Annotated in this window: 23 protein-coding genes; 17 read left to right on the forward strand and 6 right to left on the reverse strand. The window is 64.5% G+C overall.

Annotation, left to right across the window (positions count from 1 at the left end; all coding sequences use genetic code 11):
• The first annotated feature begins 79 nt into the window (after positions 1-79).
• From msrB to ACVIJ6_RS23135, 9 genes are all read left to right on the forward strand, one after another.
• The gene (msrB, locus tag ACVIJ6_RS23095; protein WP_012045458.1) at positions 80-583 is read left to right on the forward strand and encodes a peptide-methionine (R)-S-oxide reductase MsrB; all 504 of its coding nucleotides are present in this window, start codon (positions 80-82) and stop codon (positions 581-583) included.
• A 294-nt stretch (positions 584-877) separates the two neighbouring features.
• Positions 878-2,683: a flagellar hook-basal body complex protein gene (locus ACVIJ6_RS23100; protein WP_456774584.1), complete on the forward strand. Its 1,806-nt coding sequence runs from the start codon at positions 878-880 to the stop codon at positions 2,681-2,683.
• A 41-nt stretch (positions 2,684-2,724) separates the two neighbouring features.
• Entirely contained in the window at positions 2,725-4,590 is a 1,866-nt protein-coding gene (gene flgK / locus ACVIJ6_RS23105; protein WP_456774585.1) for a flagellar hook-associated protein FlgK, read from the forward strand.
• Between the two features lie 12 nt (positions 4,591-4,602).
• The gene (locus tag ACVIJ6_RS23110) at positions 4,603-6,474 is read left to right on the forward strand and encodes a flagellar protein (protein WP_456774586.1); all 1,872 of its coding nucleotides are present in this window, start codon (positions 4,603-4,605) and stop codon (positions 6,472-6,474) included.
• Positions 6,475-6,567: 93 nt separating this feature from the next.
• Positions 6,568-7,374: a hypothetical protein gene (locus ACVIJ6_RS23115; protein ID WP_456774587.1), complete on the forward strand. Its 807-nt coding sequence runs from the start codon at positions 6,568-6,570 to the stop codon at positions 7,372-7,374.
• A 10-nt stretch (positions 7,375-7,384) separates the two neighbouring features.
• On the forward strand, positions 7,385-9,013 hold the full coding sequence (locus ACVIJ6_RS23120; RefSeq protein ID WP_456774588.1) for a hypothetical protein: 1,629 nt from the start codon (positions 7,385-7,387) through the stop codon (positions 9,011-9,013).
• A 52-nt stretch (positions 9,014-9,065) separates the two neighbouring features.
• Positions 9,066-10,256 (forward strand): ATP-grasp domain-containing protein, encoded by a 1,191-nt coding sequence (locus ACVIJ6_RS23125; RefSeq protein ID WP_456777061.1) that lies wholly within the window; start codon positions 9,066-9,068, stop codon positions 10,254-10,256.
• Complete coding sequence (locus ACVIJ6_RS23130) at positions 10,253-11,761, forward strand: pyridoxal phosphate-dependent decarboxylase family protein (RefSeq protein ID WP_456774589.1); 1,509 nt, start codon at positions 10,253-10,255, stop codon at positions 11,759-11,761. The genes ACVIJ6_RS23125 and ACVIJ6_RS23130 overlap by 4 nt, the downstream gene beginning before the upstream one ends.
• A gap of 325 nt (positions 11,762-12,086) precedes the next feature.
• Entirely contained in the window at positions 12,087-13,631 is a 1,545-nt protein-coding gene (locus ACVIJ6_RS23135) for a flagellin N-terminal helical domain-containing protein (protein ID WP_456774590.1), read from the forward strand.
• A gap of 127 nt (positions 13,632-13,758) precedes the next feature.
• Here ACVIJ6_RS23135 and flbT read toward each other — a convergent pair whose 3' ends face one another.
• On the reverse strand, positions 13,759-14,202 hold the full coding sequence (flbT, locus tag ACVIJ6_RS23140) for a flagellar biosynthesis repressor FlbT (protein ID WP_456774591.1): 444 nt from the start codon (positions 14,200-14,202) through the stop codon (positions 13,759-13,761).
• Between the two features lie 386 nt (positions 14,203-14,588).
• On the opposite strand from flbT, the gene ACVIJ6_RS23145 reads away from it, so the two are divergent.
• From ACVIJ6_RS23145 to ACVIJ6_RS23160, 4 genes are all read left to right on the forward strand, one after another.
• Positions 14,589-16,133, forward strand: coding sequence for a flagellin N-terminal helical domain-containing protein (locus ACVIJ6_RS23145; protein WP_456774592.1), 1,545 nt, complete (start codon positions 14,589-14,591; stop codon positions 16,131-16,133).
• 228 nt (positions 16,134-16,361) lie between these two features.
• Entirely contained in the window at positions 16,362-17,933 is a 1,572-nt protein-coding gene (locus ACVIJ6_RS23150) for a flagellin N-terminal helical domain-containing protein (RefSeq protein WP_456774593.1), read from the forward strand.
• Between the two features lie 353 nt (positions 17,934-18,286).
• Positions 18,287-18,652, forward strand: coding sequence for a flagellar biosynthesis regulator FlaF (flaF, locus tag ACVIJ6_RS23155; RefSeq protein WP_041750890.1), 366 nt, complete (start codon positions 18,287-18,289; stop codon positions 18,650-18,652).
• Positions 18,653-18,685: 33 nt separating this feature from the next.
• Entirely contained in the window at positions 18,686-19,054 is a 369-nt protein-coding gene (locus ACVIJ6_RS23160) for a hypothetical protein (protein WP_456774594.1), read from the forward strand.
• Positions 19,055-19,141: 87 nt separating this feature from the next.
• Here ACVIJ6_RS23160 and ACVIJ6_RS23165 read toward each other — a convergent pair whose 3' ends face one another.
• From ACVIJ6_RS23165 to ACVIJ6_RS23180, 4 genes are all read right to left on the reverse strand, one after another.
• Complete coding sequence (locus ACVIJ6_RS23165) at positions 19,142-19,528, reverse strand: hypothetical protein (RefSeq protein ID WP_456774595.1); 387 nt, start codon at positions 19,526-19,528, stop codon at positions 19,142-19,144.
• Between the two features lie 214 nt (positions 19,529-19,742).
• Positions 19,743-20,228: a hypothetical protein gene (locus ACVIJ6_RS23170; protein WP_456774596.1), complete on the reverse strand. Its 486-nt coding sequence runs from the start codon at positions 20,226-20,228 to the stop codon at positions 19,743-19,745.
• Between the two features lie 57 nt (positions 20,229-20,285).
• Positions 20,286-20,678: a flagellar assembly peptidoglycan hydrolase FlgJ gene (gene flgJ / locus ACVIJ6_RS23175; RefSeq protein WP_012045442.1), complete on the reverse strand. Its 393-nt coding sequence runs from the start codon at positions 20,676-20,678 to the stop codon at positions 20,286-20,288.
• On the reverse strand, positions 20,678-21,802 hold the full coding sequence (locus ACVIJ6_RS23180; RefSeq protein WP_456774597.1) for a flagellar basal body P-ring protein FlgI: 1,125 nt from the start codon (positions 21,800-21,802) through the stop codon (positions 20,678-20,680). Before ACVIJ6_RS23180 ends, flgJ begins: the two co-directional genes overlap by 1 nt.
• Positions 21,803-22,072: 270 nt before the next feature.
• Between ACVIJ6_RS23180 and ACVIJ6_RS23185 the strand changes: the two genes are divergently transcribed.
• Entirely contained in the window at positions 22,073-22,486 is a 414-nt protein-coding gene (locus ACVIJ6_RS23185; protein ID WP_012045440.1) for a flagellar assembly protein FliX, read from the forward strand.
• Between the two features lie 13 nt (positions 22,487-22,499).
• On the opposite strand, the gene ACVIJ6_RS23190 is transcribed toward ACVIJ6_RS23185, so the two are convergent.
• On the reverse strand, positions 22,500-22,874 hold the full coding sequence (locus ACVIJ6_RS23190) for a winged helix-turn-helix transcriptional regulator (RefSeq protein WP_456774598.1): 375 nt from the start codon (positions 22,872-22,874) through the stop codon (positions 22,500-22,502).
• A gap of 144 nt (positions 22,875-23,018) precedes the next feature.
• Between ACVIJ6_RS23190 and ACVIJ6_RS23195 the strand changes: the two genes are divergently transcribed.
• The 3 genes from ACVIJ6_RS23195 to ACVIJ6_RS23205 all read left to right on the forward strand — a co-directional run bounded on the left by ACVIJ6_RS23195 (position 23,019) and on the right by ACVIJ6_RS23205 (position 26,552).
• Complete coding sequence (locus ACVIJ6_RS23195) at positions 23,019-23,630, forward strand: NAD(P)-dependent oxidoreductase (RefSeq protein WP_456774599.1); 612 nt, start codon at positions 23,019-23,021, stop codon at positions 23,628-23,630.
• A gap of 219 nt (positions 23,631-23,849) precedes the next feature.
• Entirely contained in the window at positions 23,850-24,215 is a 366-nt protein-coding gene (gene dksA / locus ACVIJ6_RS23200; RefSeq protein ID WP_172114412.1) for an RNA polymerase-binding protein DksA, read from the forward strand.
• Between the two features lie 273 nt (positions 24,216-24,488).
• On the forward strand, positions 24,489-26,552 hold the full coding sequence (locus ACVIJ6_RS23205) for a sensor histidine kinase (protein WP_456774600.1): 2,064 nt from the start codon (positions 24,489-24,491) through the stop codon (positions 26,550-26,552).
• Positions 26,553-26,600: the final 48 nt, after the last annotated feature.

The following is a 26,600-nucleotide window of genomic DNA, read 5'->3' on the forward strand; positions in this document are numbered from 1 at the left end:
GGCGCTGGACCGGCGCCTGACGTAACTTCGCGGCATCCCATCCGTAACTCCGGCAACCCCCCGCCGCACGGAGACCGCCATGATCGACCGCCGCCTGATGCTCACCACTGCTGCCGGACTGTTCGGTTTCGCCGCCTTGCGCTGGTTCGGCGGCTCCGCGCCCGCCCGCGCCGCCGAGAAGTTCGAGATCGAGAAGACCGAGGCCGAGTGGCGCGCCCAGCTGACCCCGCAGCAATACGAGATCCTGCGCGAGGAGGGCACCGAGCGGCCCTGGACCAGCCCGCTGCTCAAGGAGCACCGCAAGGGCATCTTCGCCTGCGCCGGCTGCGATCTGCCGCTGTTCTCCTCGGAGACCAAGTTCGACAGCGGCACCGGCTGGCCAAGCTTCTTCAAGCCGCTCGACAATGCGGTGGGCACCCGCCAGGACAAGACCTACGGCATGGTGCGCACCGAGGTGCATTGTCGGCGCTGTGGCGGCCATCTCGGCCATGTGTTCGATGACGGCCCCAAGCCGACCGGCTTGCGCTACTGCATGGACGGCCTGTCGCTGGTGTTCCATCCGGCCAATCCATCCTCGACCTGACGAATCTGCGCCCGGATTCGCCGGCGCGTCCGTTCAAGCCTGGACATGCGGGTCTGACGACGCGCCGGGGCGTGCAACATGCAGCTGAGCCGGGGCGCGATTGCGCGCGTCTGGCCCGGCAAGAACTGCCGGCTCGGCAATTGTTCACCACTTTTGATACTGGTTTTTTGCCGTTGTCATTTCGCAAGTCGCTGATTTCGCAGCGAATTCATATTTGGCACGGCGATTGCGACACTCTCCACGAAAACGCGGCCAGGGGCGGACCGGCGGCCGGGTCAATGTGGAGAGAATGGTATGGGTATCTTCGACGCGATGAACACCTCGGTGAGCGGTCTGTCCGCTCAGTCATTCGCGCTGCAGAACATTTCCGGTAACATCGCGAACGCGTCGACCGTCGGCTACAAGGGCATCGGCACCAGCTTCGAGGACCTGATCCCCAACGCCACCAACCCGACCCGGCAGAATGCTGGCGGCGTGACCGCTTTCGCCAAGGCGACCATCACCACCCAGGGCACCGTCTCGACGTCGTCAGTCGCCACCAACATGGCGATCAATGGCGACGGCTTCTTCAACGTCCAGAAGGCCTCGTCGGTGGTCGACAACGTGCCGGTCTTCACCGGCGTCACCAACTACACCCGCCGCGGCGACTTCCAGCTCAATGCCAACGGCAACCTGATCAACGGCGCCGGCTACTACCTGATGGGCGTCGCGGTCGATCCGAAGACCGGCAACGCCACCGGCAACGTTCCGACCGTGCTGCAGTTCGCCAACAATTTCGTACCGGCGCAGGCGACCACCGCGATCCAATATGCTGCCAACCTGCCGACGCAGCCGAAGACCGGCGCCAGCGGCAATGCGGCCACGGGCACGCTGGTCGCGGCCGGCGGCCTCAACTCGGCCGACCTCTCCAACGTGCCGCTGCCGGTCGGCACCAATTTCTACGCCGACGCCACCGTCACCGGCGGCACCGCCGTCAACAAGAATGCGGCGAACATCACCACCTCGACCTTGCTGTCGGGCGCGGCGGCCACCGACTCGATCACGACCAACTTCACCGCCGGCGACACCATCACCCTGACCGGCAGTGCCGGTGACGTCGTCACCTTCACCTTCGTCGCCTCCGGCGCTTCGGGCACCCAGATCAATGTCGGCGACTCCGTCGGCACGCTGCTGGCGAAGATCGCCGCGGTGACCGGCGTGCAGCCGACGATCACCGCCGGCAAGATCACGCTGCATTCCGGCAGCGGCGAGAATTGGAGCCTGAGCAGCGCCTCGGCTGGCTTCACCGCGCTCGGCTTCACATCGCCGGTGGCGCTGAACCGCACGGCGAGCGCCGGCACCGGGATCGTGATCGGCAACGATCTCACCAATTTCAACAACGAGACGATCTCGGGCGGCGCGGTCACCGCCTACAACTCCGCGGGTACGCCCGTGAACGTGCAGTTGCGCTGGGGCAAGGTCGACAGCTCGACGCTCGGCACCGGCCACAAGGATGTCTGGAACCTGTTCTATCAGACCAATTCGAGCGCGACCGGCTCGACGGTGGCCTGGCAGAATGTCGGTACCAATTTCACCTTCGCCTCCGACGGCTCGCTCACCTCGCCGACAACGTCGTCGATCTCGATCCCCAACATCGTGGTCGACGGTACCACGCTCGGCACCGTCAGCCTCAACATCTCCTCCGGCGCGCTGACGCAATATGCCAGCACGATCGGCTCGGCGACCATCAACAACATCACGCAGAACGGCTTCGCCGCCGGCCAGCTGCAGTCGGTCGCCGTCAACAACAGCGGCATCGTCACCGGCACCTTCTCCAACGGCCAGACCATCAACCTCGCCCAGGTGACGCTGTCGCACTTCAACGGCACCAACTACCTGAAGGCGCTCGACGGTGGCGCCTATGAGGCGACCGACCAGTCCGGCCAGGCCATCATCGGCGCGTCCGGCAAGATCTCCGGCGGTTCGCTGGAAGGGTCGAATACGGACATCGCCGACGAGTTCACCAAGCTGATCGTGACCCAGCAGGCCTATTCGGCCAACACCAAGGTGATCACGACGGCCAATTCGATGGTGCAGGATCTTCTGAACGTGCTGCGCTAACCGCGGCACGTGGCAGTTGAATTGACATAAGGCAAACGAACATGGGTTTGAGTTCAGCCCTCTCGACCGCGATGTCCGGCCTGCGCTCGACGCAGGCGGCGTTGTCGATCATCTCGTCGAACGTCGCCAACGCGAACACGCCCGGCTACGTCGCGCAGAACCCGAACCAGATCGAGGTCGCCAGCGGCGGCTTCGGCTCGACGGTGATGACGACCGGCGTCAACCGTCAGCTCGACTTGTTCGTTCAGAACCAGCTCCGCACCGAGACCTCGGGCGGAGCCTATGCCGATCAGATCGCCAACATTCTGAAGCAGCTGCAAAGCGTCTACGGCACGCCCGGCGGCAGCGGCACGTTGGAGACGTCGCTCAACAACTTCACGACAGCGCTGCAATCGCTGTCGAACAATCCGAGCAACCAGTCGGCGCAATCGGTGGCCTTGTCCGCCGCGCAAGGCCTGGCGCAGCAGCTCAATGCGACCACCAAGGGCATCCAGACCCTGCGCAGCAATGTCGAGCAGGACATCGGCAACTCGGTGACGCAGGCCAATGCGGCGATCTCCCAGATCGCCACTCTGAACACGCAGTTGCAGGGCCTCAACAGCTCCGATCCGCTGTCGGCGACGCTGCAGGACCAGCGCGACAACGCCATCAATACGCTGTCGAAATATGTCGACATCCGCGTCGTATCGGACGGCAGCAACGGCGTCAGCGTGTTCACCAATTCGGGCGTCCAACTGGTCGGGGCGGGCCTCAGCTCGCAATTCACCTTCTCCTCGCCGGGCACGCTCGACGCCACGTCGCAGTACAACAGCAATCCGACCAAGAGCGGCGTCGGGCAGCTCAACATCAAGCTTTCAAACGGCGTCTCGCTTGACGTCGTGTCCAACAATCTCTTGAACTCCGGCCAGATCGCCGCCGATCTCAAGCTGCGCGACCAGACCCTGGTTCAGGCGCAGACCCAGGTCGACCAGCTCGCAGCCACCATGGCATCGGCGCTGTCCGACAAGACCACGGCCGGTACGGCAGTCGCGGGTCCTCCGGCCGGCTTCGACGTGTCGACGACGGGTCTGCTCGCGGGCAACACCATCAACCTGACCTACACGGATTCGAGCAACGTCCAGCGCCAGGTCAAGATCGTCAACGTCAACGATCCCGCGGCGCTGCCGCTGCAGAATGCCACCAATGCCAATCCCAGCTATGTCGGCGTCGATTTCTCGCTTGGCATGGCCTCGGTGGTGTCGCAGCTGAACAGCGCGCTCGGCGGCGCGCATTTGCAGTTCTCGAACCCGTCGGGAGCCACGCTGCGCATCACCGATGACGGCACCAGCCAGGCGACCGTCAAATCTGCCTCGGCGACCACCACGGTGCAGACGCTCGCGAGTGGCAGCGCGCAGCTGCCGGTGTTTACCGATGGCGGGGCGCTCTACACCGGCGCGATCACCGCGTCCGGCTCGCAGATGACCGGACTCGCTGGGCGGCTCAACGTCAATCCGGCGCTGCTCAACGACCCGACCAAGCTGTCGACCTATTCGACCTCGCCGCAGACCGCGGCCGGGGATTCGACGCGGCCCGATTTCCTGTTCGCACAGCTGACCTCGGCCACCTTCAGCTATTCGCCCAAGACCGGCCTCGGCTCCGCTGCTCAGCCGTTCCAGGGCACGGTGTCCGGCTATCTGCAACAGGTCGTCAGCCAGCAGGGCAGTGCGTCGACGCTCGCGACCCAGCTCAGCCAGGGGCAGAGCGTGGTCGTCAGCACGCTGAAGGAGAAGTTCAACTCGACGGCCGGGGTCAACATGGACAGCGAAATGTCCAACCTCATCCAGGTCCAGAACACCTACTCGGCCAACGCCCATATCATGTCGGTCGTGCAAAGCATGATGCAGAGCCTGCTCCAGGCCTACCAGTAAGGCGCGTGTAAGATGTCGATCAGCAGTATCAATTACGGAAGCTCTCTGCTCGGCCTGTCCGTGCGGAACATCACGAGCCAGCTCGCGGACCTTTCGACCCAGCTGTCGAGCGGCACCAAGGCGAACAACTATGCCGGCATGGGGCCTGACGAGGGCTTTGCGATCGCGGCGCGGGCGCAGCTGTCGAACATCTCGGCGTTCTCGCTGACCATGACGCATGTCAACACGGTCATCGGTGCAGTCAACACCTCGCTGCAGTCGTTGTCCAAGATCGGTGGCCAGGTGCAGAGTGGAGCTTCGGCCACGCCGCAGAACCTGACCAGCAGCGGACAGACCACGGGGCAGCAGACCGCATCGTCGAACCTGTCGGCCATCGTCGGCATCCTCAATACCCAGGTCGGCGACCGCTTCATCTTCTCCGGCAGCGCCACCGACCGGCCGGCGCTGGCTTCGGCCGACGATATTCTGAACGGCACCAATACCCAGGCCGGCCTGAAGCAGGTGATCGCGGAACGGCGGCAGGCCGATCTCGGGTTGAACGGTCTCGGCCGCCTCAACCTGTCGGCATCCGCCACCATGCCGATCACTCTGTCGGAAGATGTCGCGGGCTCGCCCTTTGGCTTCAAGCTCAGCTCGGTGACCTCGTCGCTGACCAATGCCACCGTGACCGGCCCCTCCGGCTCGCCGGCCGGCATCTCCGTCGATCTCACCGCCGGCAATCCCAATGCCGGCGACCAGATCAGCTTCACCTTCAAGCTGCCGGATGGAACGTCCGAGTCGATCAAGCTGACTGCCTCGACCACGACGCCCGCGCCGGCCAACACATTCGCGATCGGCGCGACGCCGGCGGCGACCTCGGCCAATCTGAACGCGGCGCTGAACACGGCGCTGTCGACCCTGGCGGGCACCTCGCTGGTTGCAGCCTCCGCGGTGACGGCCGGCGACAACTTCTTCAATACGGCAAGCTCGGTGTTCGGCACCGCCGTCAACAACAAGGCCGCGACGCCGGCGCCGATCACCGGCGCGACGCTGCTGTCCGGTGCAGCCAGCACCGACTCGATCGCCACCAATTTCACCGCCGGCGACACCATCACCGTCAACGGCCAGACGCTCACCTTCGTCGCCTCGGGAGCGAACGGCAACAACCAGATCAACGTCACCGACAGCGTGCAGACGCTGCTGTCGAAGATCGATGGGCTCAGCGGCACCTCCAAGCCTTCGACGGTGAGCGGCGGGGTGATCACCCTGCGCACCGACAATGCCGCGAGTTTCTCGGTTTCCAGCTCCAATGCGGGTGCCTTCGCGGCGCTGGGGCTCTCCGGCACGGTGACGGCGCCGACGCCGCCCTTGCGTGTCTCCGGCACGCCGCTGGGATCGGCGACCAGCCTCGTCAACGGCTCCGCCAACACGGTCAACTGGTACACCGGCAATAGCGGGCCGGGCACGGCGCGGTCGAGCTCGACCATCCGGATTGACACTGCGCAGAGCATTCAGTTCGGCGCCCAGGCCAACGAATTCGCCATCCGCAATCTCGTGCAGCAGACCGCAGTCTACGCCGCGGTGAACACGCCGCCGGCCGCCACCAATGCCGGTCCGCAGATTGCTGCGCTCAGCCAGCGGATCGCCGCCAACCTGACGCCGCAACTCGGCCAGCAGTCGATCTCGGATATCCAGACCGACTTCGCCAACGCCCAGACCACGATGAAGGATGCCACCGCGCGCCAGACCCAGGCGAAAGCGGCGATGCAGAGCCTGGTCGATCAGACGGAGGGCATCACCCAATCGGAGGTCGCGAGCCAGATCCTGCAGCTGCAGACCAACCTCCAGGCCTCCTACCAGACGACGGCGATGCTGGCGCAGCTGTCGCTGGTGAAGTTCCTGTAGAATTGCGGGAGGCGTCGGTTAGGCTTTCGTTAACCACGTCTCTTTAGCTTTTATTCAGATCTGGGGCGGGAGCCTCTTCATCTGGAGGCTGACGTGAGCAACGTGACCGACGAGCGGATTCACCTGGTGATCGCGACCCCGTGCTTCGGCGGCCAGGTGTCGAGCATCTATGCGAGCTCGTTGTTCGCCCTGCAGCGGGAACTGCGGACCACGTCCAATGTCGACCTCACCGTCCACATGCGCGACGGCGACGCGTTGATCACGCGGGCCAGGGCCAATCTGGTCACGCTGTTTCTCAATGATCCGGCCGCCACGCATCTGCTGTTCATCGATGCCGACATCGGCTTCACGCCCCGGCAGGTGTTTCGGCTGATCGAATCCGGCGGCGACATGGTCGCCGGTGTCTATCCGATCAAGAAGGTCAACTGGACCAAGGCGCGCCGGGCCATCAGCGACAACCGTATGGACGTGCCGGCGGCGGCGCTGGATTACGTTCTTGAGATCGACAATCCGGATCACGTCGCGGTGGTCAATGGTTTCACCCGGGTGCGCTACGCCGGCACCGGCTTCCTGATGATCCGCCGCCGCGCGATCGAGGCGATGATCGCCCATCCGGGCTATGCGCCGCTGCGGTTCTTCCGCGAGCATTCGCAGGATGCGCTGGCCGGCAGCCCCAACCGTTTCGCGCTGTTCGAATGCATGATCGAGCCGGAGACCGGCACCTATCTCAGCGAGGATTTCGCGTTCTGCAGGCGCTGGACCGATCTCGGCGGCGAGATATGGGCCGATCTCGACAGCCGGCTCGATCATGTCGGTCCGGCGGTCTTCCATGGCAATGTCGCCTCGCAATTCGCGTCGGCAGTGGCGGTCCCGACCGCTGCTGAAGTCGATGCGGCCTGATGATCGCGCGATGAATTCCGCTGCGACCCGGTCGGAAATCAGGGACTCGTCGGAGGCCGATCGGCCGCCGCAACGCGCCGGGGGTGGGCTGCGCGACCTGTTCGCCTTGCTCGGCGATCTCCTGATCGATGGCGGCGACACCCGCCTTGCTTTGGACCGGCCCTGGGGCCGCAGCGCCTATGGCTGCGGGCCGGCGCCCATGCCCGACCTGCTGTGCTTTGCATCGAGCACGGCTTCGCCGATTTCCGAGCGCGCCTATGCCCATGTGGAGCGCGCACGCGAGCAGCTGATGCATGCGGCGATCTCGCTCGGCCTGGAGGCGGCGCTCGACCGGCGCACCGAGGAGATGCGCTGCGAGCTGCGGCAGCATCTCGGCCTGCCGGATGATGTCGACATCGTCTTCTCGCCATCCGGAACGGATTCGCAGCTGCACGCGCTGGCGCTGACGCGGGCGTTGCTCGGTGATGCCGTGACCAGCGTGGTCGTGGCGTCCGACCAGACCGGCAGCGGGACGGCGGCCAGCATGCGCGGCAGCCATTTCAGCACGCGGACGGCGAATGGCGTGGCTGTGACCAGGGAGGCGCCGATCGCGGGCCTGTCCGGTCAGGCCGTGCCGCTGCCGCTGTTGGATGGCAACGCGTTGCAGCCGCGTAGCGACATCGATGCGGCCGTGCTCGGCGCCGTCGATGCCCTGGTTCGCGATGGACGCCACGTGCTGCTGCAGGTCATGGACGCCTCGAAGCTCGGCTGGCATGCGCCGGGGCGTGAATGCCTCGACGAGGTGGCACAGCGCTGGCCCGGCCGCGTTCAGGTCGTGGTCGATGCGTGCCAGATGCGGCTTGGCAGGCCGCGGCTGCGCGACCATCTCGCGCGCGGCCATCTGGTGCTGATCTCGGGCTCCAAATTCTTCGGCGGTCCGGCCTTCAGCGGAGCACTGCTGGTGCCGCGCACCGTGTCGTCGGCGTTGCGCGACGGCGGTCCGGTGGCGTCCGGCGTGTTCGACTACGTCAATCGTTCTGACTGGCCGGTGGACTGGACCGATCTGCGGGCGCGCTCGGTGCCGCGCGCCAATATCGGTCAATGGCTGCGCTGGGAGGCGGCCCTCGAGGAGATCGCGGCCTATCACCGTGTACCCGTCGCGTTTCGCCGTATGGCGATCAGGCAGCTCGGCGAGGCGATCGACAGCCTGCTGGTGCTGTCACCCGTGCTGCGCCCGATCGCGCGCCGAGAGCTGGCTGCGGACGACGACAATGGCGAGTTCGGCTTTGCCACCATCTTCCCGTTCGCGCTGCAGCGGCACGGGCAGCTGCTCGGCGTCGGCGAAACTCAGGCCGTCTATCGCGCGCTGCAGCTGGATTTGAGCAGCCGCTTCAGCGGGCGCCTGGCCGATGTCGCGGCCCGTCAATGTCTCGTCGGCCAGCCGGTCCGCATCGAACGTCCCTGCGAAGCGCCGATCGCCGCGCTGCGGCTGTGCATCGGCGCCCGCCAGGTGACGGAGGCGTGGTGTGACGACATCACCGGCTGCCGCATCAATCTCGAAGCCGAGATCGACCATATCGTCGACGTCGTCGCCAAAACAGAGCTGCTCGTGTCGGATGTGAGCAGCCAGGATCTCAGGGATATCTGCAATGCCAATTGATTTGCTCGCGCTCGCAGACTCGGCATGCGCAGGGTGTGCCGACCGGATCGGCATGGCCAAGATCGCCAAGGCCGCGTTCGACGGCCAGGACCTCGAGCCGCAATGGACCGCATTGCTGGCCAAGCTGCTTGGCGGCAACGCCGCGCCGGGGGAGGGGCTCGACCTCGCGCTGATGGCTCAGCTGCGCGGCGACAAGGCGTCCGGACTGGCGATCCAGCACGATGTGCTGCAATCGCATCAGCTCTATCGTGTGGCCGGCGGCAGTGCGACGCCGCGGCTGCGCGTGCTGGCGCTCGCGGCCGCCACCGACATGGGCAGCAACACGCCGATCGAGTTCCTGCTCGAAGACAGCGATATCGAGCTGATGTTGCTCTACATCGTTCCAGGCGCGGAGCTGCCGTCGCCGCTGCCGGCCCACGACGTCGCCATCGTCATCGCCTCGGATTCGGACGACTGCCAGCACACGCTGCGCGAGGTCGACGCCGTCGCGGCGCGCTGGCCGCGCCCGCTGCTCAATCCGCCGCAGCGCATCTGGCATCTCGATCGCGACAAGCTGCATGCGCTGCTCGAAGGCATCGACGGTCTTTCGATCCCGGCCACCATTCCGATCAACCGCGAGCGGTTGAACGAGGTCGCGGAGGAGCGCGAGCTGATCGGGGACGTTGCTGCCGCGCTCGGCTTTCCGATCATCGTCCGTCCGCGCGGCTCGCATGCCGGCGTCGGCCTGGAGAAGGTCGATGAGCCGATCGAGCTCTCGCTTTATCTCGACGAGCGCGAGGAGCAGGAGTTCTTCGTGTCGCGCTTCATCGATTATGCGAGCGAGGACGGCCTGTTCCGCAAATATCGCGTCGTCTTCGTCGATGGCGTGGCTTACGCCTGCCACATGGCGATCGCGCGGCGCTGGGACATCTGGTACCTCAACGCCGGCATGGCCGCCAGCGAGGCCAAGCGCCTCGAAGAGGCCGCGTTCATGCAGACGTTCGACATCGGCTTCGGCCGCCGTCACCGCTCTGTGCTCGCGGCCATCGCCGAGCGTATCGGCCTCGATTATTTCATCATCGATTGCGCGGAGACCAAGGACGGGTCGCTGCTGGTGTTCGAGGCCGACAACACGGCGGTGGTCCACAACATGGATCCGCCGGACGTCTTTCCGTACAAGCCGCCGCAGATGCAGAAGATCTTCGCGGCGTTCGCCGCCATGATCGCCAGGCGCGCCGCAGCGGCGGCCGAGCGGGCCGCGTGAGCACCGCCGCGCGCATCGATCATCTGTCGCGGCCGGCGGCGACGCTGGACCCGCAGGACTGGGACGAGCTGCGCGCGCAGGGGCATCGCATGCTCGACGACATGATCGATTACGTCGCCGGCATCCGTGAACGTCCGGTCTGGCAACCGATGTCCGAGGCGACACGGGGGCGTTTTCGCAGCGAACTGCCGCGCGCTCCGACTGATCTCGCCGATGTCTATCGCGACTTCAGCGAACTCGTCGTTCCCCACGCCACCGGCAACGTCCATCCCGGCTTCATGGGCTGGGTGCATGGCGGCGGCACGGTGGTCGGCATGCTTGCCGAGATGCTGGCGGCCGGATTGAACGCCAATCTGGGCGGCCGCGACCATGCGCCGATCGAGATCGAGCGGCAGGTCGTCGATTGGACGCGGCAGCTGTTCGGGTTTCCACCGGGCGCCAGCGGCCTTTTCGTCACCGGGACCTCGATGGCCAACCTGATGGCCGTGCTGGTGGCGCGCCGCGCGGCACTCGGCGCCGCCGTTCGCCAGAACGGGCTCGGCGAGACGGGCAGGAGGCTGCGCGCCTACACCTCGACCGCCGCGCATGGTTGCATCGCCAAGGCGCTGGACATTGCCGGGCTCGGCAGCGATGCCCTCGGTTGCATCCGGACCGACGCCGCGCATCGCATCGACATTTCGGCGCTCCGGACCGCGATCGCGCAGGACCGCAACGCCGGGCTGCATCCGTTTCTCGTGGTCGCTTCGGCGGGCACGGTCGATATCGGCGCCATCGATGATCTGGCGGCGGTGGCTGAGCTCTGCCGCAGCGCGGGCCTGTGGTTTCACGTTGACGGCGCCTTCGGTGCGCTCGCGATGCTGTCGCCTGAGCTCGCACCGAAGCTTGCCGGGATCGCGCAGGCGGATTCCATTGCGCTCGATTTTCATAAATGGGGGCAGGTACCCTACGACGCAGGATTCCTGCTCGTGCGTGATGGTGAGCGGCATCGGGAGACGTTCGCGTCGCCGGCGGCCTATCTGCGGCGCGAAACGCGCGGTCTCGCGGCGGGCGCCGAATGGCCCTGCGATCTCGGGCCGGATCTGTCGCGCGGTTTCCGGGCATTGAAGACCTGGTTCACGCTGCGGACCTTCGGGGGCGATGCGCTCGGCGCGATGATCGCAAACAGCTGTGCGCTTGCACGCGAGCTCGAGGCACTCGTTCTGGCCGAGTCCGAGCTGGAGCTGCTTGCGCCGGTCAATCTCAACATCGTCTGCTTCCGCTACCGCGCCGACGATGCCGACATGCTCAATCGAGAGATCGTCGCAGACATCCACGAGTCCGGCATTGCTGCGCCGTCGACGACGATGCTGGATGGGCGGCTCGCAATTCGTGCGGCGATCGTGAATCATCGGACGCAGCGCGCCGACATTGCGCGGCTGGTCGCCGCGGTGCTGAGCTTCGGACGGCAGCGCGCCGCCGGCGTCACGCCGCTGTTGCAGATCGAGTCGCCGCCGCTGGCATTGTGATCGCGTCGCGCATCTCGCCGTGAACGGTGCTTGGCGCGGGAGCGCTCGAAACCTTTCAAAAGTGGTTTACGGGGTGTGAAGAACCGACCGGCTTGGTAAATCCGTGAGCCTTTTCAACGGGCCTCCGCGGCCGGCGCGGATACGCCTGACCGCACTAACTACCTGTCGGTGGAATTGAAACGGAAAGTCGCTGCAACCGCTTCAGCGTTTGTTAGCCACTGCCGTTCACCGTGACGCCCGTCGCCAAGGTCGAAACACTCGGCCCGCAACGACGCTCGATCTCGAAGGGATCGGGCAATTTGTTTCACACCAGAAGGGTATGAAAATGTCAGGTATCGTTCTCTCGGCGTCGGTGCGCCAGAACCTGCTGTCGCTCCAGTCGACAGCTCAGCTCCTCGCCACCACCCAGAACAACCTCTCCACGGGCAAGAAGGTCAACTCGGCGCTCGACAACCCGACCAACTTCTTCACCGCGCAGGGGCTCGACAACCGCGCTTCCGACATCTCCAATCTGCTCGATGGTATCGGCAACGGCGTGCAGGTCTTGCAGGCCGCCAACACCGGCATCACCTCGCTGCAGAAGCTCGTCGACAGCGCCAAGTCGATCGCCAACCAGGTGCTGCAGAGCGCCGTCGGCTACTCCACCAAGTCGAACGTGACGTCGGCTGCGCTGACCGGCGCGACCACCACCAGCCTGATCGGCGCCAGCACCACCGCCGTCACCGGCTCCGCCGTGCTGAACGACAACACCTCGTCCGCGGTGGCGATCACCGGCTCGACCAAACTGTCGGGTACGGCAGGCACTGCGTCGAACAACCTGGCCACCGGCATCACCACGGCCGACACGCTGGTCGTCAACGGCACCACCTTTACCTTTGTCGCCGGCACTTCCTCGTCGGGCACCAATATCGGTATCGGTGACAGCGTTACGAACCTGCTGTCGACCATCCAGAGCGCGACCGGCGTCACCTCGTCGATCACGGCTGGTGCGATCACGCTGACGCCGCCGGCGGCAGGCCTGACATTGTCCGGCTCGTCGCTGGCCAAGCTCGGTCTCAGTGCTGTCGGCAATTCGCTGTCTGGGCAGACGCTGACGATCGGCGCCACAGGAGGTGGCACGGCGACCAGTGTCACGTTCGGTCTGGGAACAGGGCAGGTCAACTCGTTGAACGACCTGAATGCGAAGCTTGCGGCCAACAACCTGCAGGCCTCGTTCGACACGGCCACCAGCAAGATCACGATCTCGACCACCAATGATGCGGCCTCGGCGACGATCGGTGCCATCGGCGGTACGGCGGCGGCGGCGAGCCAGTCCTTCAACGGCCTGACGGCGGCGGCTCCGGTGGCTGATGCGACCGCGCAGTCGCAGCGGTCGAGCCTGGTCGCGCAGTACAACAACGTGCTGGCGCAGATCAACACGACCGCAGCCGATGCCTCGTTCAACGGCGTCAACCTGCTCAACGGCGACACGCTGAAGCTCACCTTCAACGAGAACGGCAAGTCGACGCTGTCGATCACCGGCGTGACCTTCAACACCGGCGGCCTGGGTCTGTCGACCCTGACCTCGGGCACCGACTTCCTCGACAACAACTCGGCGAACAAGGTGATCGGCGTGCTCAACACGGCGAGCTCCACGCTGCGCAATGAAGCGTCGACCTTGGGTTCGAACCTGTCGGTGGTGCAGATCCGTCAGGACTTCAACAAGAACCTGATCAACGTGCTGCAGACCGGCTCGTCGAACCTGACCTTGGCCGACACCAACGAGGAAGCGGCCAATAGCCAGGCGCTGTCGACCCGCCAGTCGATCGCGGTGTCCGCGCTGTCGCTCGCCAACCAGTCGCAGGCGAGCGTGCTGCAGCTGCTGCGCTGAGGTCCAGTCGCATCATCTCAAAATCGAAAGCGGCGGGGGAAACCCCGCCGCTTTTTTCATGCGCTCGCCGTAGACGAAGGAGCCAGTTCCCGTCGTGAGCCGGGCCCTTGCAATCGGGAGAGGCGGCTCAGGCCGCAGAGCTTACGGGCTTGTTCTGCGCCTCGGCTTCGGCCTGCTGTTCGGCTTCGGCCTGTTCGATCAGCTTCTTCTCATAGGCGACGAGCTTCTTGGCCTCCTTCAGCGCCTGATAGAGGTCGCCGTTGAGGATATGACCGTTGATGGCCTCGATGATCGGCCACGCGCTCGGGACCGTCGTGATGATGTCGCGCAGCAGATTGAAATAGGTGCCGTGATTGGTGTCCGCCCCGGGGGAAATGTACATCAGCTGGACGGCCAAATAGACCAGCTTGGCTGGCGTATCGGCGGTCTCGGGCGTCAGAATATCCTTCTCGCGCAGAATCGGAATGTTGTCGCCATCGATCAGGAGCCGCGCGCGCTGATCGGTGTTGGTGATCACGCAGGAGCCGATGATGATGCGTTCATGCGGCTTCAGTTCGACTTTCAAGGCCATTCTCGTTCTCCGTTGCCGCGATCGGTGCGGCGCCCAACCTGCTTCTTCGAAGCCGACAGCCATTCGGCGGCCGGTGCAGAATGTGCGAAGAGCCTGCGGCGCGATCAGTCGGCGCGCAGCAATCCTTTCTGAACATGGTTAATGATCGGTAAACAGTGGCGTTGGCCGGCAAAAATCGCTGATTTTAGAGATGATTGGTTGCATGCCGCCGAGTTGCGCGGCTTTGCACCCGCACCCGGAACGGCCTGCCTGAGGGTCGGGTTTCACCCTTTGTTAGCTACCCCTGTTTACCTTAACGGACGTCGCCCGATCGCGCAGACGATCGCGGGCGTCGCCTTGATCCTGAAGGGATCGGGCAGTTTGTTTCACACCAGAAGGGTATGAAAATGTCAGGTATTGTTCTCTCGGCGTCGGTGCGCCAGAATCTGCTCTCGCTCCAGTCGACCGCTCAGCTCCTCGCCACCACCCAGAACAACCTCGCCACCGGCAAGAAGGTCAACTCGGCGCTCGACAACCCGACCAACTACTTCACCGCCCAGGGCCTCGACAACCGCGCTTCCGACATCTCCAATCTGCTCGATGGTATCGGCAACGGCGTGCAGGTCCTGCAGGCCGCCAACACCGGCATCACCTCGCTGCAGAAGCTCGTCGACAGCGCCAAGTCGATCGCCAACCAGGTGCTGCAGAGCTCGGTCGGATACTCCACCAAGTCGAACGTGACCTCCGCTGCGCTGACCGGTGCAAATGCCAACAGCCTGATCGGCGCCAGCACCACCGCCGTCACCGGCACCGCCGTGCTGAACGACAACACCTCGACGGCGGTGGCGATCACCGGCTCGACCAAGCTGTCGGGTACGGCAGGTACCGCGTCGAACAACCTGGCCACCGGCATCACCACGGCCGACACGCTGGTCGTCAACGGCACCACCTTTACCTTTGTCGCCGGCACTTCCTCGTCGGGCACCAATATCGGTATCGGTGACAGCGTTACGAACCTGCTGTCGACCATCCAGAGCGCGACCGGCGTGACCTCGTCGATCACGGCTGGTGCGATCACGCTGACGCCTCCGGCGGCAGGCCTGACATTGTCCGGTACGTCACTGGCCAAGCTCGGCCTCAGTGCTGTCGGCAATTCGCTGTCTGGGCAGACGTTGACGATCGGCGCCACAGGAGGTGGCACGGCGACCAGTGTCACGTTCGGTCTGGGAACAGGGCAGGTCAACTCGTTGAACGACCTGAATGCGAAGCTTGCGGCCAACAACCTGCAGGCCTCGTTCGACACATTGACCGGCAAGGTATCGATCACCACGACCAACGATGCGGCCTCGGCCACGATCGGCGCGATCGGCGGTACGGCGGCGGCGGCGAGCCAGTCCTTCAACGGCCTGACGGCGGCGGCTCCGGTGGCTGATGCGACCGCGCAGTCGCAGCGATCAAGCTTGGTCGCGCAGTACAACAACGTGCTGCAGCAGATCAACACCACGGCGGCCGACGCCTCGTTCAACGGCGTGAACCTGCTCAACGGCGACACGCTGAAGCTCACCTTCAACGAGACCGGCAAGTCCTCGCTGTCGATCACCGGCGTGACCTTCAACATCGCAGGTCTCGGCCTGTCGAACCTGACCGCGGGGACCGACTTCCTCGACAACAATTCGGCGAACAAGGTGCTGAACGTGCTCAACACGGCTAGCTCCTCGCTGCGGTCGGAGGCGTCGACCTTGGGTTCGAACCTGTCGGTGGTGCAGATCCGTCAGGACTTCAACAAGAACCTGATCAACGTGCTGCAGACCGGTTCGTCGAACCTGACCTTGGCCGACACCAACGAGGAAGCGGCCAACAGCCAGGCGCTGTCGACCCGCCAGTCGATCGCGGTGTCCGCGCTGTCGCTCGCCAACCAGTCGCAGGCGAGCGTGCTGCAGTTGCTGCGCTGAGGTCCAGTCGCATCATCTCAAAATCGAAAGCGGCGGGGGAAACCCCGCCGCTTTTTTGCGCCTGATCCGGGGCGCTGGCCCGTATCAATACTGGTTCGACGACGAAGCGCGGGCAGCAGGGAGAATGGTAACCATTCGTTAAGCAACAAATTTAAAGCGCCATTAACCATGTTTTAAAAGTGGGTGGATTAGAACCTCCTGGTGAATAACTAGGAAGGTTTCACACACATGTCCGGTATTGTTCTTTCGGCTTCGGTTCGCCAAAACCTGCTGGCCTTGCAAAATACGGCATCGCTGCTGGCCACGACACAAAACAACCTGGCCACCGGCAACAAGGTCAACACTGCGCTCGACAATCCCACCGAATTCTTTACTGCGCAATCACTCAACAATCGCGCGAGCGATATCGCGAACCTGCTCGATAGCATCGGTAACGGTGTCCAGGTTCTGCAAGCCGCGAATACCGGCCTGACCTCGCTCCAGAAGCTGGTCGACAGCGCCAAGTCGATCGCGAGCCAGGTCCTCCAGGCCCCCACGGGCTACACCACAAAGTCGAGCATCACGTCAGCCGTCATCCCCGGGGCGACGGCCAACAACCTGCTCGGCAGCTCGTCGAACAACTTCGTGACCGGCAGCGCCGTCAACAATGACAATCTGAGCTCCGCCGTGGCGATCACCGGTTCGACGCGGTTGTCCGGCACCGCGAGTTCGACGTCGAACGACCTGGCCTCCAGCATCACGACCGGCGACACGCTCGTGGTCAACGGCGTGGTGTTCACCTTCGTTGCCGGTTCCGTGTCGGCCGGCACCAATATCGGCGTCGGCGACACCGTCAGCAACCTGCTGGCCGCGATCGACTCGGTGACCGGCGCGACGGCGACCCCTTCCAACGTGGCCGGCGGCAAGATCGCGCTGGCGACAGGCACAGCGCAGGATCTGACGGTCTCGGGCACGGCCTTGGCCAAGCTCGGATTGACGGCCGCAACCACGACACGCAATCCACCTGCATTGTCAGGACAGACACTGACAATAGCCTCGACAGGAGGCGGTGTCGCGACGAACATCACCTTCGGCACCGGTGCGTCGCAGATATCAACCCTGGCGCAGCTCAACACCGCGCTTGCCTCGAACAACCTGCAGGCCAGCCTGAGCACAACCGGTCAGCTCACGATCCTGACGACCAACGAGGCGGCCTCGTCGACGATCGGCGCGGTTGCCGGCTCGTCGACCGCTTCCAGCATGGCCTTCAACGGCGTGACTGCATCGACCCCGGTGGCCGACACCAACTCGCAGACCACGCGAGCCGGCTTGATCGCGCAGTACAACAACGTGCTCGCGCAGATCAATACGACCGCGCAGGACGCTTCGTTCAACGGCATCAACCTGCTCAACGGCGATACGTTGAAACTGGTCTTCAACGAGACCGGCCGCTCGACACTGAACATCACCGGCGTGACGTTCAACAGCACCGGCCTCGGCCTGTCGGCGCTGGTCGTCGGCACCGACTTCCTCGACAGCAATTCGGCCAACAAGGTCCTGAGTACCTTGAACAGCGCTTCGACCGCGATCCGATCGGAAGCGTCGTCGCTCGGTTCGAACCTCTCGATCGTGCAGATCCGTCAGGACTTCAACAAGAACCTGATCAACGTGCTGCAGACCGGCTCGTCGAATCTGACGTTGGCCGACACCAACGAGGAAGCGGCCAACAGCCAGGCGCTGTCGACCCGCCAGTCGATCGCGGTGTCAGCACTGGCGTTGGCCAATCAGTCGCAGGCCAGCGTCCTGCAGCTGCTGCGCTGATCGTCTCGATCTCATTCTTCGAAGCGGCGGGCATGGCCCGCCGCTTTTGTTTTGTCTGCGACGCTCATGGAGCTGGCGCGGCGCTGACGCGAGCAGCGCGCGAGCAGCGCAATTCGCGACGAAATTCGCGTGGCTGAAGGTGGTCAGGCCGCGCGGCACGGCGTCCTATTCGTGAGATTTTGTCTCACGGCGTTCGCAACAAATTAAGACGTCCAGCAGGGCCGATGATTTCGCGGTGTCCTGCAACGGTTGGATGTGAAATGCGCTAACAGCTGCTAACCATATTTTAAAGGCAGCCAACGTACAAAACCTGAGCAGTTTGGTCGTGTCCCCGCGTCAGTCCGGAGTATTTGATGTCATATGCCGCTCAAGCCTATGCACGCACGTCGCAGACGACGGCATCACCACGGGAGATCGAAGCTCAGGCATTGTTGAAGGCGGCGCGGCAGCTGCAGGACGTGCAGGCCAATTGGAATGGTCCTGACCGCAACATGTACAAGGCACTGCTGTTCAATCGTCGTCTCTGGACGATCTTCATGAGCGCAGTGGAAATGAACGATAATCCGAATTCGATCGAGATTCGTCAGAACATCGCCAATATCGGCGTGTTCGTCATGAAGCAGACGATCGAAATGCAGATGGATCCCGATCCGGCGAAGCTGAAATCGCTCATCGACATCAACTGCCATATCGCCGCGGGCCTGTCCGGACGCAGCTGATCGATCGGGAGCGGGCAGAGGAGAGGCATAGCCATGGCTGATATCACCGGCATCCTGTCCGCATCCTACAAATCGAGCGTGCTCAATACCGCGCACGGCAGCAGCAAATATGTCGCGGTCGATCCGAGCCTGTATCAAGGCAGCTGGAGCGGCAAATACGCCAACGGCAAGTCGTTCACGGTGTCGATCTCCAATGTCGATGGCTTTCGCGCCAAGGTTCGCTATCAGAGCGAGGGCGTGAGCAAATATCAGGAAGTTCTGATCAAGGACAACGCGTTCAGGGTCGGCGATACCAAGTTCACCTTGACGGCCAAGGGAAAGGCCCAGATCAAGAACGTGGTGACGGACGCGGCCTCCGGCCAGACCTATCTCGACACCGCCTACGCCACCCAGGGCAGTTGATTCGCCCGGCATTGCTGCCGTGCCAGAACGCAGACGCCGCCCATTGGGGCGGCGTTTTTGTTGCGGTGGGCGATGACCAATGGCGGCTCAGGCGGTTCGGTCGGTGGGCATCACCCGCGGCAGATCTTCCTTCTGCAAGTCCTTCTGCATGTCCAGCGTGTTGAAGTAGGCGCGGCGTCTCAGAACGGCCTCGTCGGGATATTGGGCCACGACTTGATCGGTCTTGCGGTTGACGACCTGGAACACCAACGCGGCAGCGGCACGATCATAATAGGCCTGGTGCGAAACCGAGAGGTCGCTGGCAACGTTGGTCGGCACGTCGTTGCGCACAGGAGTGCTGCCCTCGGCCGCGGTCACGGTCTGGCTCGGAGGAAGATCCGTCGGAACAGCGTTCACCACCGCCTGGCTCGACGGCTGGAGTATCGGAGCAGGTGAAGCCGCTCCTACCGGTCTCACGCTGAAGTCGGAACTCATGGCAGCCTCCTCATGGCCATCGAGTCAATTCCCAACCCATCCCGAGTGCAACTATGCACGTGACCAATCAACGTTATGTTAGGAAATAGAATGAATGTAGCGTTGCGACACCTGCCGGGCTTTTAAGCTTATCCGACCATTCAACGGCAACAGCCGCGCGGCCTTGGCGGCGGCGCGGCTGTCGAACGTCGAAGCCGGGAGGGCGTAACAGGGATCAGAGCGTCCGGCTCACCGCGAGCGGAGTGAGGTGCCGCGCACCGGGGGCGGCGCGCCGGCCGCCGGCCGTATAGGTGTTGGGGACGTTGCGCCGCTGGATCTCCGCGTTGACGCCGCGAACGACCTTTTCGGAGATCGCGTGCGCGGTGGCCAGCACGGTCAGGTTCACCTGGAGCATCGCGCGGAAGGTATCGTGGTGGCGGTGCAGGGTTCCCAGCAGCTCGGGTGTCGTCTGCTTCATGAATAGTTGGCTGGCCTTCAGGCGGCCCACCGTGGTGACGTAATGACGCGACAGCTCGGTCTTTCTCGGCCCGAACGCCATGCCCTCACGTAGCTTGCCGGCGCGGACCAGCTCGGTCTCCTGTTCGATCACGGTGAGCAGTTCGCTCATCACGCCGATCATCTCGTCGGCGAGCGCGCGCGCCTCGGCGGCGCTGGCGGCAGCTGCATAGGTGGTTGGCTTCGCCTGGGCCGGTGCGGTCATCTCGTAACTCCTGTCGGCGCGAGTCGGCTCTGACTCCCGCGATGTGAACGCCTACGTCTACGCTTTGCCATTGTCGGCGCCCGAACCGCTGCTCTTGGCCTGCTGCAGGATCAGGGTGCGGAAGACGTCGTTGGAAAGGCCGACGCCGCCGGCTTTGGCGAAGTTCTTCGAATATTGCTCCATCAGCATCGAACGCCAGACGCCGGTGCTGGGGGTGTCGCCGAACGGGCCGTCACCCTTCACGCCGCTCGTCATCTGCGCGAACATCGAGTTGAGGAACATGGCCTCGAAATCGGTCGCGGTCGCCTTGGCTTTGGCCTGCGCTTTTGGCGATACTTTGGTCAGGGCGTCGGCGAGATCGAGATCGGCGTGCGGCTTGGTCATGGCCGCGGCGCTCGGCATGCTCAGCGGAACGCGACCGCCGTAGGAATCGACGAAGGAGGTGGCCATTACATCACCTCGATGTCGGCTTCGATGGCGCCGGCCGCCTTGATCGCCTGCAGGATGCTGATCAGGTCGCGCGGTCCGATGCCGAGACCATTGAGGCCGTCGACCAATTGCTGCAGCGACACGCCGTCCTTGACGACCGCGAACTTCTTGCCGTCCTCGGTGACGCCGACGCTGGTGCGCGGCGTGACCACCGTGCGGCCCTGCGACAACGGGTTGGGCTGGCTCACCTGCGGACTCTCGGAAATCGTGACGGTCAGATTGCCCTGCGCCACGGCGACGGTTGCCACACGGACGTCGCGGCCCATCACGATGATGCCGGAGCGTTCGTCGATGACGATCTTGGCGGCCAGATCGGGATCGACCTGCAATTGCTCGATCTCGGTCAGGAAGGCGACGACGTTACCTTTGAATTCCGGCGGAATGCTCAGCTGCACCGTCGACGGATCAATCGGTTCGGCGGTCTTGACGCCGAGAAAATCGTTGATGGCGGCGGCGATGCGCTTGGCGGTGGTGAAGTCGGCGTTGCGCAGTGCCAGCCGCACGTTCGGTAGCCGGTTCAGCGCGAACTCGATCTCGCGCTCGATGATGGCGCCGTTGGCGATGCGCCCGACCGTTGGCACGCCACGCACGATCTTGGCGGCCTCGCCCTCGGCCTGGAAACCTGAGATCGCGAGCGAGCCCTGCGCCACCGCATAGACATTGCCGTCGGCGCCGAGCAGCGGCGTCACGAGCAGGGTGCCGCCCTGCAGATTCTTGGCGTCGCCGAGCGCCGACACCGTGACGTCCATGCGCGTGCCCTGGGTGGCGAATGGCGGCAGGTTGCCGGTCACCATGACCGCCGCGACGTTGCCGGTGCGGATGGTGGCGCCGCGGATATTGACGCCCATGCGTTCGAGCATCGCCTGCAGCGACTGCTTGGTGAATGGAATGTTGTTCAGCGTGTCGCCGGTGCCGTTGAGGCCGACCACCAGGCCGTAACCGATCAACTGGTTCTGGCGCACGCCTTCGATATTGGCGAGATCCTTGATCCGCGAGGTCGCATGCGCGGACATGGCAGACGATGCCAACGCCACAATAGCGGCGCAGGCGACCTGAAACAGGCGCGTAGTATGGACGCGGCGCATCCTATGCTCCCCTCGAGCTCTTCAAGAGATCACTTGGCCACTCCCATGACCGCATGATCGGAGTTAACTATGCGAGGGTTGTGCCAGGCGGATGCTCCTGGCTAACTCATTGAAAGAGTGTGAAATCAATCGCAGGCTTTGTCGCGATCCAGGGTTACTCCGGGGGAACGAAGCTGCCGCCCCGGCAGAATTTGCCGGGCCGTTTACGCCGCATTAACCACGGCGCAGCCAATCTCCGCGCCGACACGCAAAGCTTGCGGGGAGCCATCGATGCGCATCTACGGTCCGAACGGCACGACGCTGGGCACGTCTACGAGCTCCACGCGTAAGACCTCGTCGGGCGGGTTCAAGCTGCCGGATGCCGGCACGACGCAGGAGACGCGCGCGACGCTGGCGCCGAAGCAGACCGCGAATATCGACGCGCTGCTGGCGCTGCAGGGCATCGAGGAGGATCCGGCGGAGCGGCGCAAGCGCTCGGTCCAGCGCGGCAAGCGCGCGCTCGACGTGCTCGACGATCTCAAGCTGGCGTTGTTGTCCGGCAAGCTCGACACGCGGATGGCGCTGCGGCTGCGCGATGCTGCGGCCGACCTCAAGCAATCCTCGGGCGATCCGCGGCTCGACACCATCCTCTCCGAGATCGAGCTGCGCGTCGAGGTTGAACTCGCCAAGGCCGGGCAGGGCTGAGGTCGAGACGTGCTTACGCCGCCTTCGAGGTCTGCTGCGCGTCGTAGCGCCGTTGCGCGGCGCTGACGTCCTTCAGATGCCGCTCCGCCCAGTCGCGCAACGGATCGACCGCGGCGGCCAAGGTCAGGCCGAGCGGCGTGATCGAATATTCCACCGTCACCGGCACCGTCGCGATCGCGCGCCGCCGCACCAGCCCGTCACGCTCCAGGCTCTTCAGCACCTGCGACAGCATCTTCTGCGAAATGCCTTCGATTGTTCGGCGCAACTGGTTGAAGCGCAAGGGCTGGTTGCGAAGCAGGATCAGGATCAGCACCGCCCATTTGTCGCCAACCCGGTCGAGGATCTGGCGGGTCGGGCAGGCGGCTGAATAGACGTTCGCGGCTCTCATCGGTTACTCCAGCGTGACCAGGTGATCTTGAAGTGCGCTCTTAACACCAGCAATCGTTCAGCTATCTAGTTCCTATCGGATACCGGGGAAGCCCGTCCAGGGCTCCGCTCCGAGCGAACCAGACCGAACCCAAGGAGTTGCAAGATGAAGATCGCCGTCGCCGGCGCGTCCGGCCGTGCCGGATCCCGCATCACTGCCGAGCTCGCCGGCCGTAGCCATCAGGTCACGGGCATCGCCCGAAACCCCGACAAGATCCTGGCGCATCCCAATGTCACGGCAGTCAAGGGCGACGCCAATGACCGCGCCGAGCTGGCGCGGCTCTGGGCGGGCCACGACGTCGCGATCAGCTCGATCCATTTCTCGGCCAGCGATGCCGAAACCCTGATCGGGGCGGCAAAGGACTCCGGCGTATCGCGTTACCTTGTGGTCGGCGGCGCCGGCTCGCTGGAGGTCGCGCCGGGCGTGCGGCTGGTGACGACGCCGGGCTTTCCGGCGGCCTATAAGGCCGAGGCCGAGAAGGGCGCGGCGTTCCTCGACCGGCTCCGCCAGGAGAAGGAGCTCGACTGGACCTTCCTGTCGCCGTCCGCAATGATCGATTTCGGCAGCCGGACCGGCAAGTTCCGTCTCGGAACGGACCAGCTGTTGGTCGATGCCGAGGGCAAGAGCTTCATCTCGTTCGAGGACTTTGCCGTGGCCATGGCCGACGAAATCGAGCGTCCGGCGCACCGGCGGGCCCGTTTCACGGTCGGTTATTGAGGTCGCCCCCAAGCCCCCGCCGGCAGGCCGCGAATTTGCCTGTGCAACGGCGGGGTGCCCGTCTCGATGGAAATATTGTCTGTCACATGAGGCCGCTATATAACGCGGCCGCGAACGGGCGTATTCCGTCCGCCGGTGCCGAGACCGGCGCCAGCACGTACAGATGGGCTGACCTTGGAAAAGTTGAAGAACTACAAACCTTCCGAAAAAGAGCCTTTCATGAACGAACGCCAGCGCGAGTACTTTCGCGCCAAGCTGCTGGCATGGAAGGAGGAGATCCTGCGCGAATCGAAGCTCACCCTGCAGGCTCTGCAGGAGGAGAACGTGAACCATCCCGACCTCGCCGATCGTGCGTCGTCGGAGACGGATCGGGCGATCGAGCTTCGCGCCCGTGATCGCCAGCGCAAGCTGATCTCCAAGATCGACGCTGCGCTTCAGCGCATCGAAGACAATACCTACGGCTATTGCGAGGAAACCGGCGAGCCGATTTCGCTCAAGCGACTCGAAGCCCGGCCCATCGCAACGCTGTCGGTCGAGGCGCAGGAGCGCCACGAGAAGCGCGAAAAGGTCTATCGCGACGAGTAAGTCGCGAGGCCGGTGAGAGCAAGCGGGGATTGCGGCCGCCCGCCGGGTGCGGCCGTATCGCCATGCTCTGGGTCTGACGGTATTTTCGTGGGCTGAATCGAGCGAAGCCCCGCAGGGGGCGTCCCCGCCGTTCCCTTTGGTTCAGCCTTTCCCCACTTTGCAAGGAACCTTTCGGCTATTCCCGAGTTGGTGGCGGTTCCATCTGGGAACACGTCGCGGGGGATCATGCGCGAGCCGGAAATGCCAAGGCGCTTGCTCGGGCGCTTACTCCCGATGCTGCAGCGTTCCTATGGCGGGATGAGCATCAAGGGACGGCTGCTGTTGCTGGCGGGCATTCTGTTCCTGCCCTGCGTCGGCCTGATCGCCTATGTCATCGCCTCGCTGGCGCAGTCGGCGGACGAATCGATCCGGCGCGGCCTTTCTTATGCAGCCCAGACGATCTCCGGCGCCGTCGATGCGGAGTTGCGCCGCTATATCGCGCTGGCGGAGGTGCTTGCGAAGTCGCCCGAGCTCAGCGCAGCGGATCTCACCGAATTCGAGGCGGAGGCGCGCCGCGTCGGTGTCGTCAGCGGGGACGGCTGGATCATCGTTTCGGATGTGGATGGCCGCCTCCTGCTCAACACGGTGTCCGCGCCGGGCAAGCCGCTCGGAGAGCGCACGCCGGAGGGCCGCCGCTCCCAGGACCGCGCCTTCCGATCGGGACGGCCGTCGATCTCGGACATCTTCACGGGGCCGAACTCCGGCGCGTGGGTCGCAACCGTCGACATTCCCGTCTTCAAGGACGGCAAGCCGTTCCGCTGCCTGTCGATTGCCATGCCCGAGTCGAATTATACTCGGCTGCTGGCCCAGCAGCAGCTGCCGGCCGATTGGCTGGTCGGCATCATGGACGAAAGCGGCCGCTACATCACCCGCATCCCGAAGAACGCCACCAGCACGGGCCAGCTCGCATCGGCCGGCTGGCGGGCGCATGCGTCGGTCGACGGCATCGCGGAGTTTACCTCGATCGAGGGGGATCGCGTCATCAACGCCAATGCGCACCCGCAGCTGAGCGGCTGGACGGTCGGGGTCGGCATCAAGCAGGGCGCGTTCACGCAGGCGATCTCGTCGACCGTCAAGACCGCCACGATTGCGGCAACGACCATTTGCGGGCTCGCGCTGCTGCTCGCGGCCGCGATCGCCGCCAGCATCGCCAGACCGCTCGGCAGCATCGCGGTCAGGAGCTCCATTCCCGGCGAGGCCGCGGCGTCCGATCCGCCGGAGGTACGGGCGCTGAACGCACGTCTTGCCGCAGCCGAGCGGGCGCAGGCGGAGAGCGCGCGCATCCTCCAGGAGAACTTCAGGATGCTGGCCAAGGCCAGAGACGATGCATCGCGCAGCGCAGGGCAACTTCGGCTTGCAGCCAAATATGGCCGGCTCGGGACGTTCATCTGGGACGGCAAGTCCAACACCAGCCATTGGTCTGCGGAGATCGAGGAGCTCTACGGTCTGGCTCCGGGGACCTTCCACGGCACCTATGACGACTGGCTGGCGCTCGTGCACCCCGAAGACCGAGCCCGCGCCGACCGGGACAACAAGCAGGCCCTGATCAGCGGCGAGCTCGATTCGGAATGGCGGGTGCCGCTGCCGGACGGTTCGGTGCGCTGGATCGAGGCGCGCGCCCGCATGCTGTCCGAGGAGGGCAGCAGCGATCTGCAGATGATCGGTGTCAATATCGATGTGACCGCGGCGAAGGAGGCCGACCGGAGGCGCGAGCTGCTGGTTCACGAGCTGGCGCACCGCGTCAAGAACAGCCTCGCTGTAGTCCAGTCGCTGGCGCATCAATTGCTGCCGCGCCAGGACGTCAAGGTCCGCGATTTCATCTCGCGCCTGCATGCGCTGGCCACGGTGCACACCAGCCTCGCCGAGAACGACTGGCAGGGCGCCGATCTCGCGGCGCTGATTCAAAGCCAGGTCGCGCCTTTCGCCAGCACGCCCGATCAGCTCGTGATCCACGGTCCAACCATCCTGGTCCCCGTCGAGCTGACGACCCAGCTGGCGCTGGTCGTTCATGAGATGGCCTGCAACGCCAGCAAATATGGCGCGCTCTCCACCCCGGACGGCCACGTCAACGTCAGTTGGTCGCTCGGTGCCGACGTTCTGCACGTCCGCTGGCAGGAAAGCGGCGGCCCGCCGGCGCGTGAACCGCCGGTGGTCGGCTTCGGCAGCCGGTTGCTGACGCGTACCGTCAGGCATCTGCAGCGCAGCTTTGGCGAGACCGGGCTGACCTGCCAGTTCGACATGCCCTGGCTGGAAACGCTCGGCCAGAGCCCGGCCGCGGCCGTTGGCGAGGCGACCTGACGGCCCGCGCAGCTGTGGATGGCCGGGCGACGGCTCTGACATGGAGGT

Source organism: Bradyrhizobium sp. USDA 4369 (assembly GCF_054056435.1).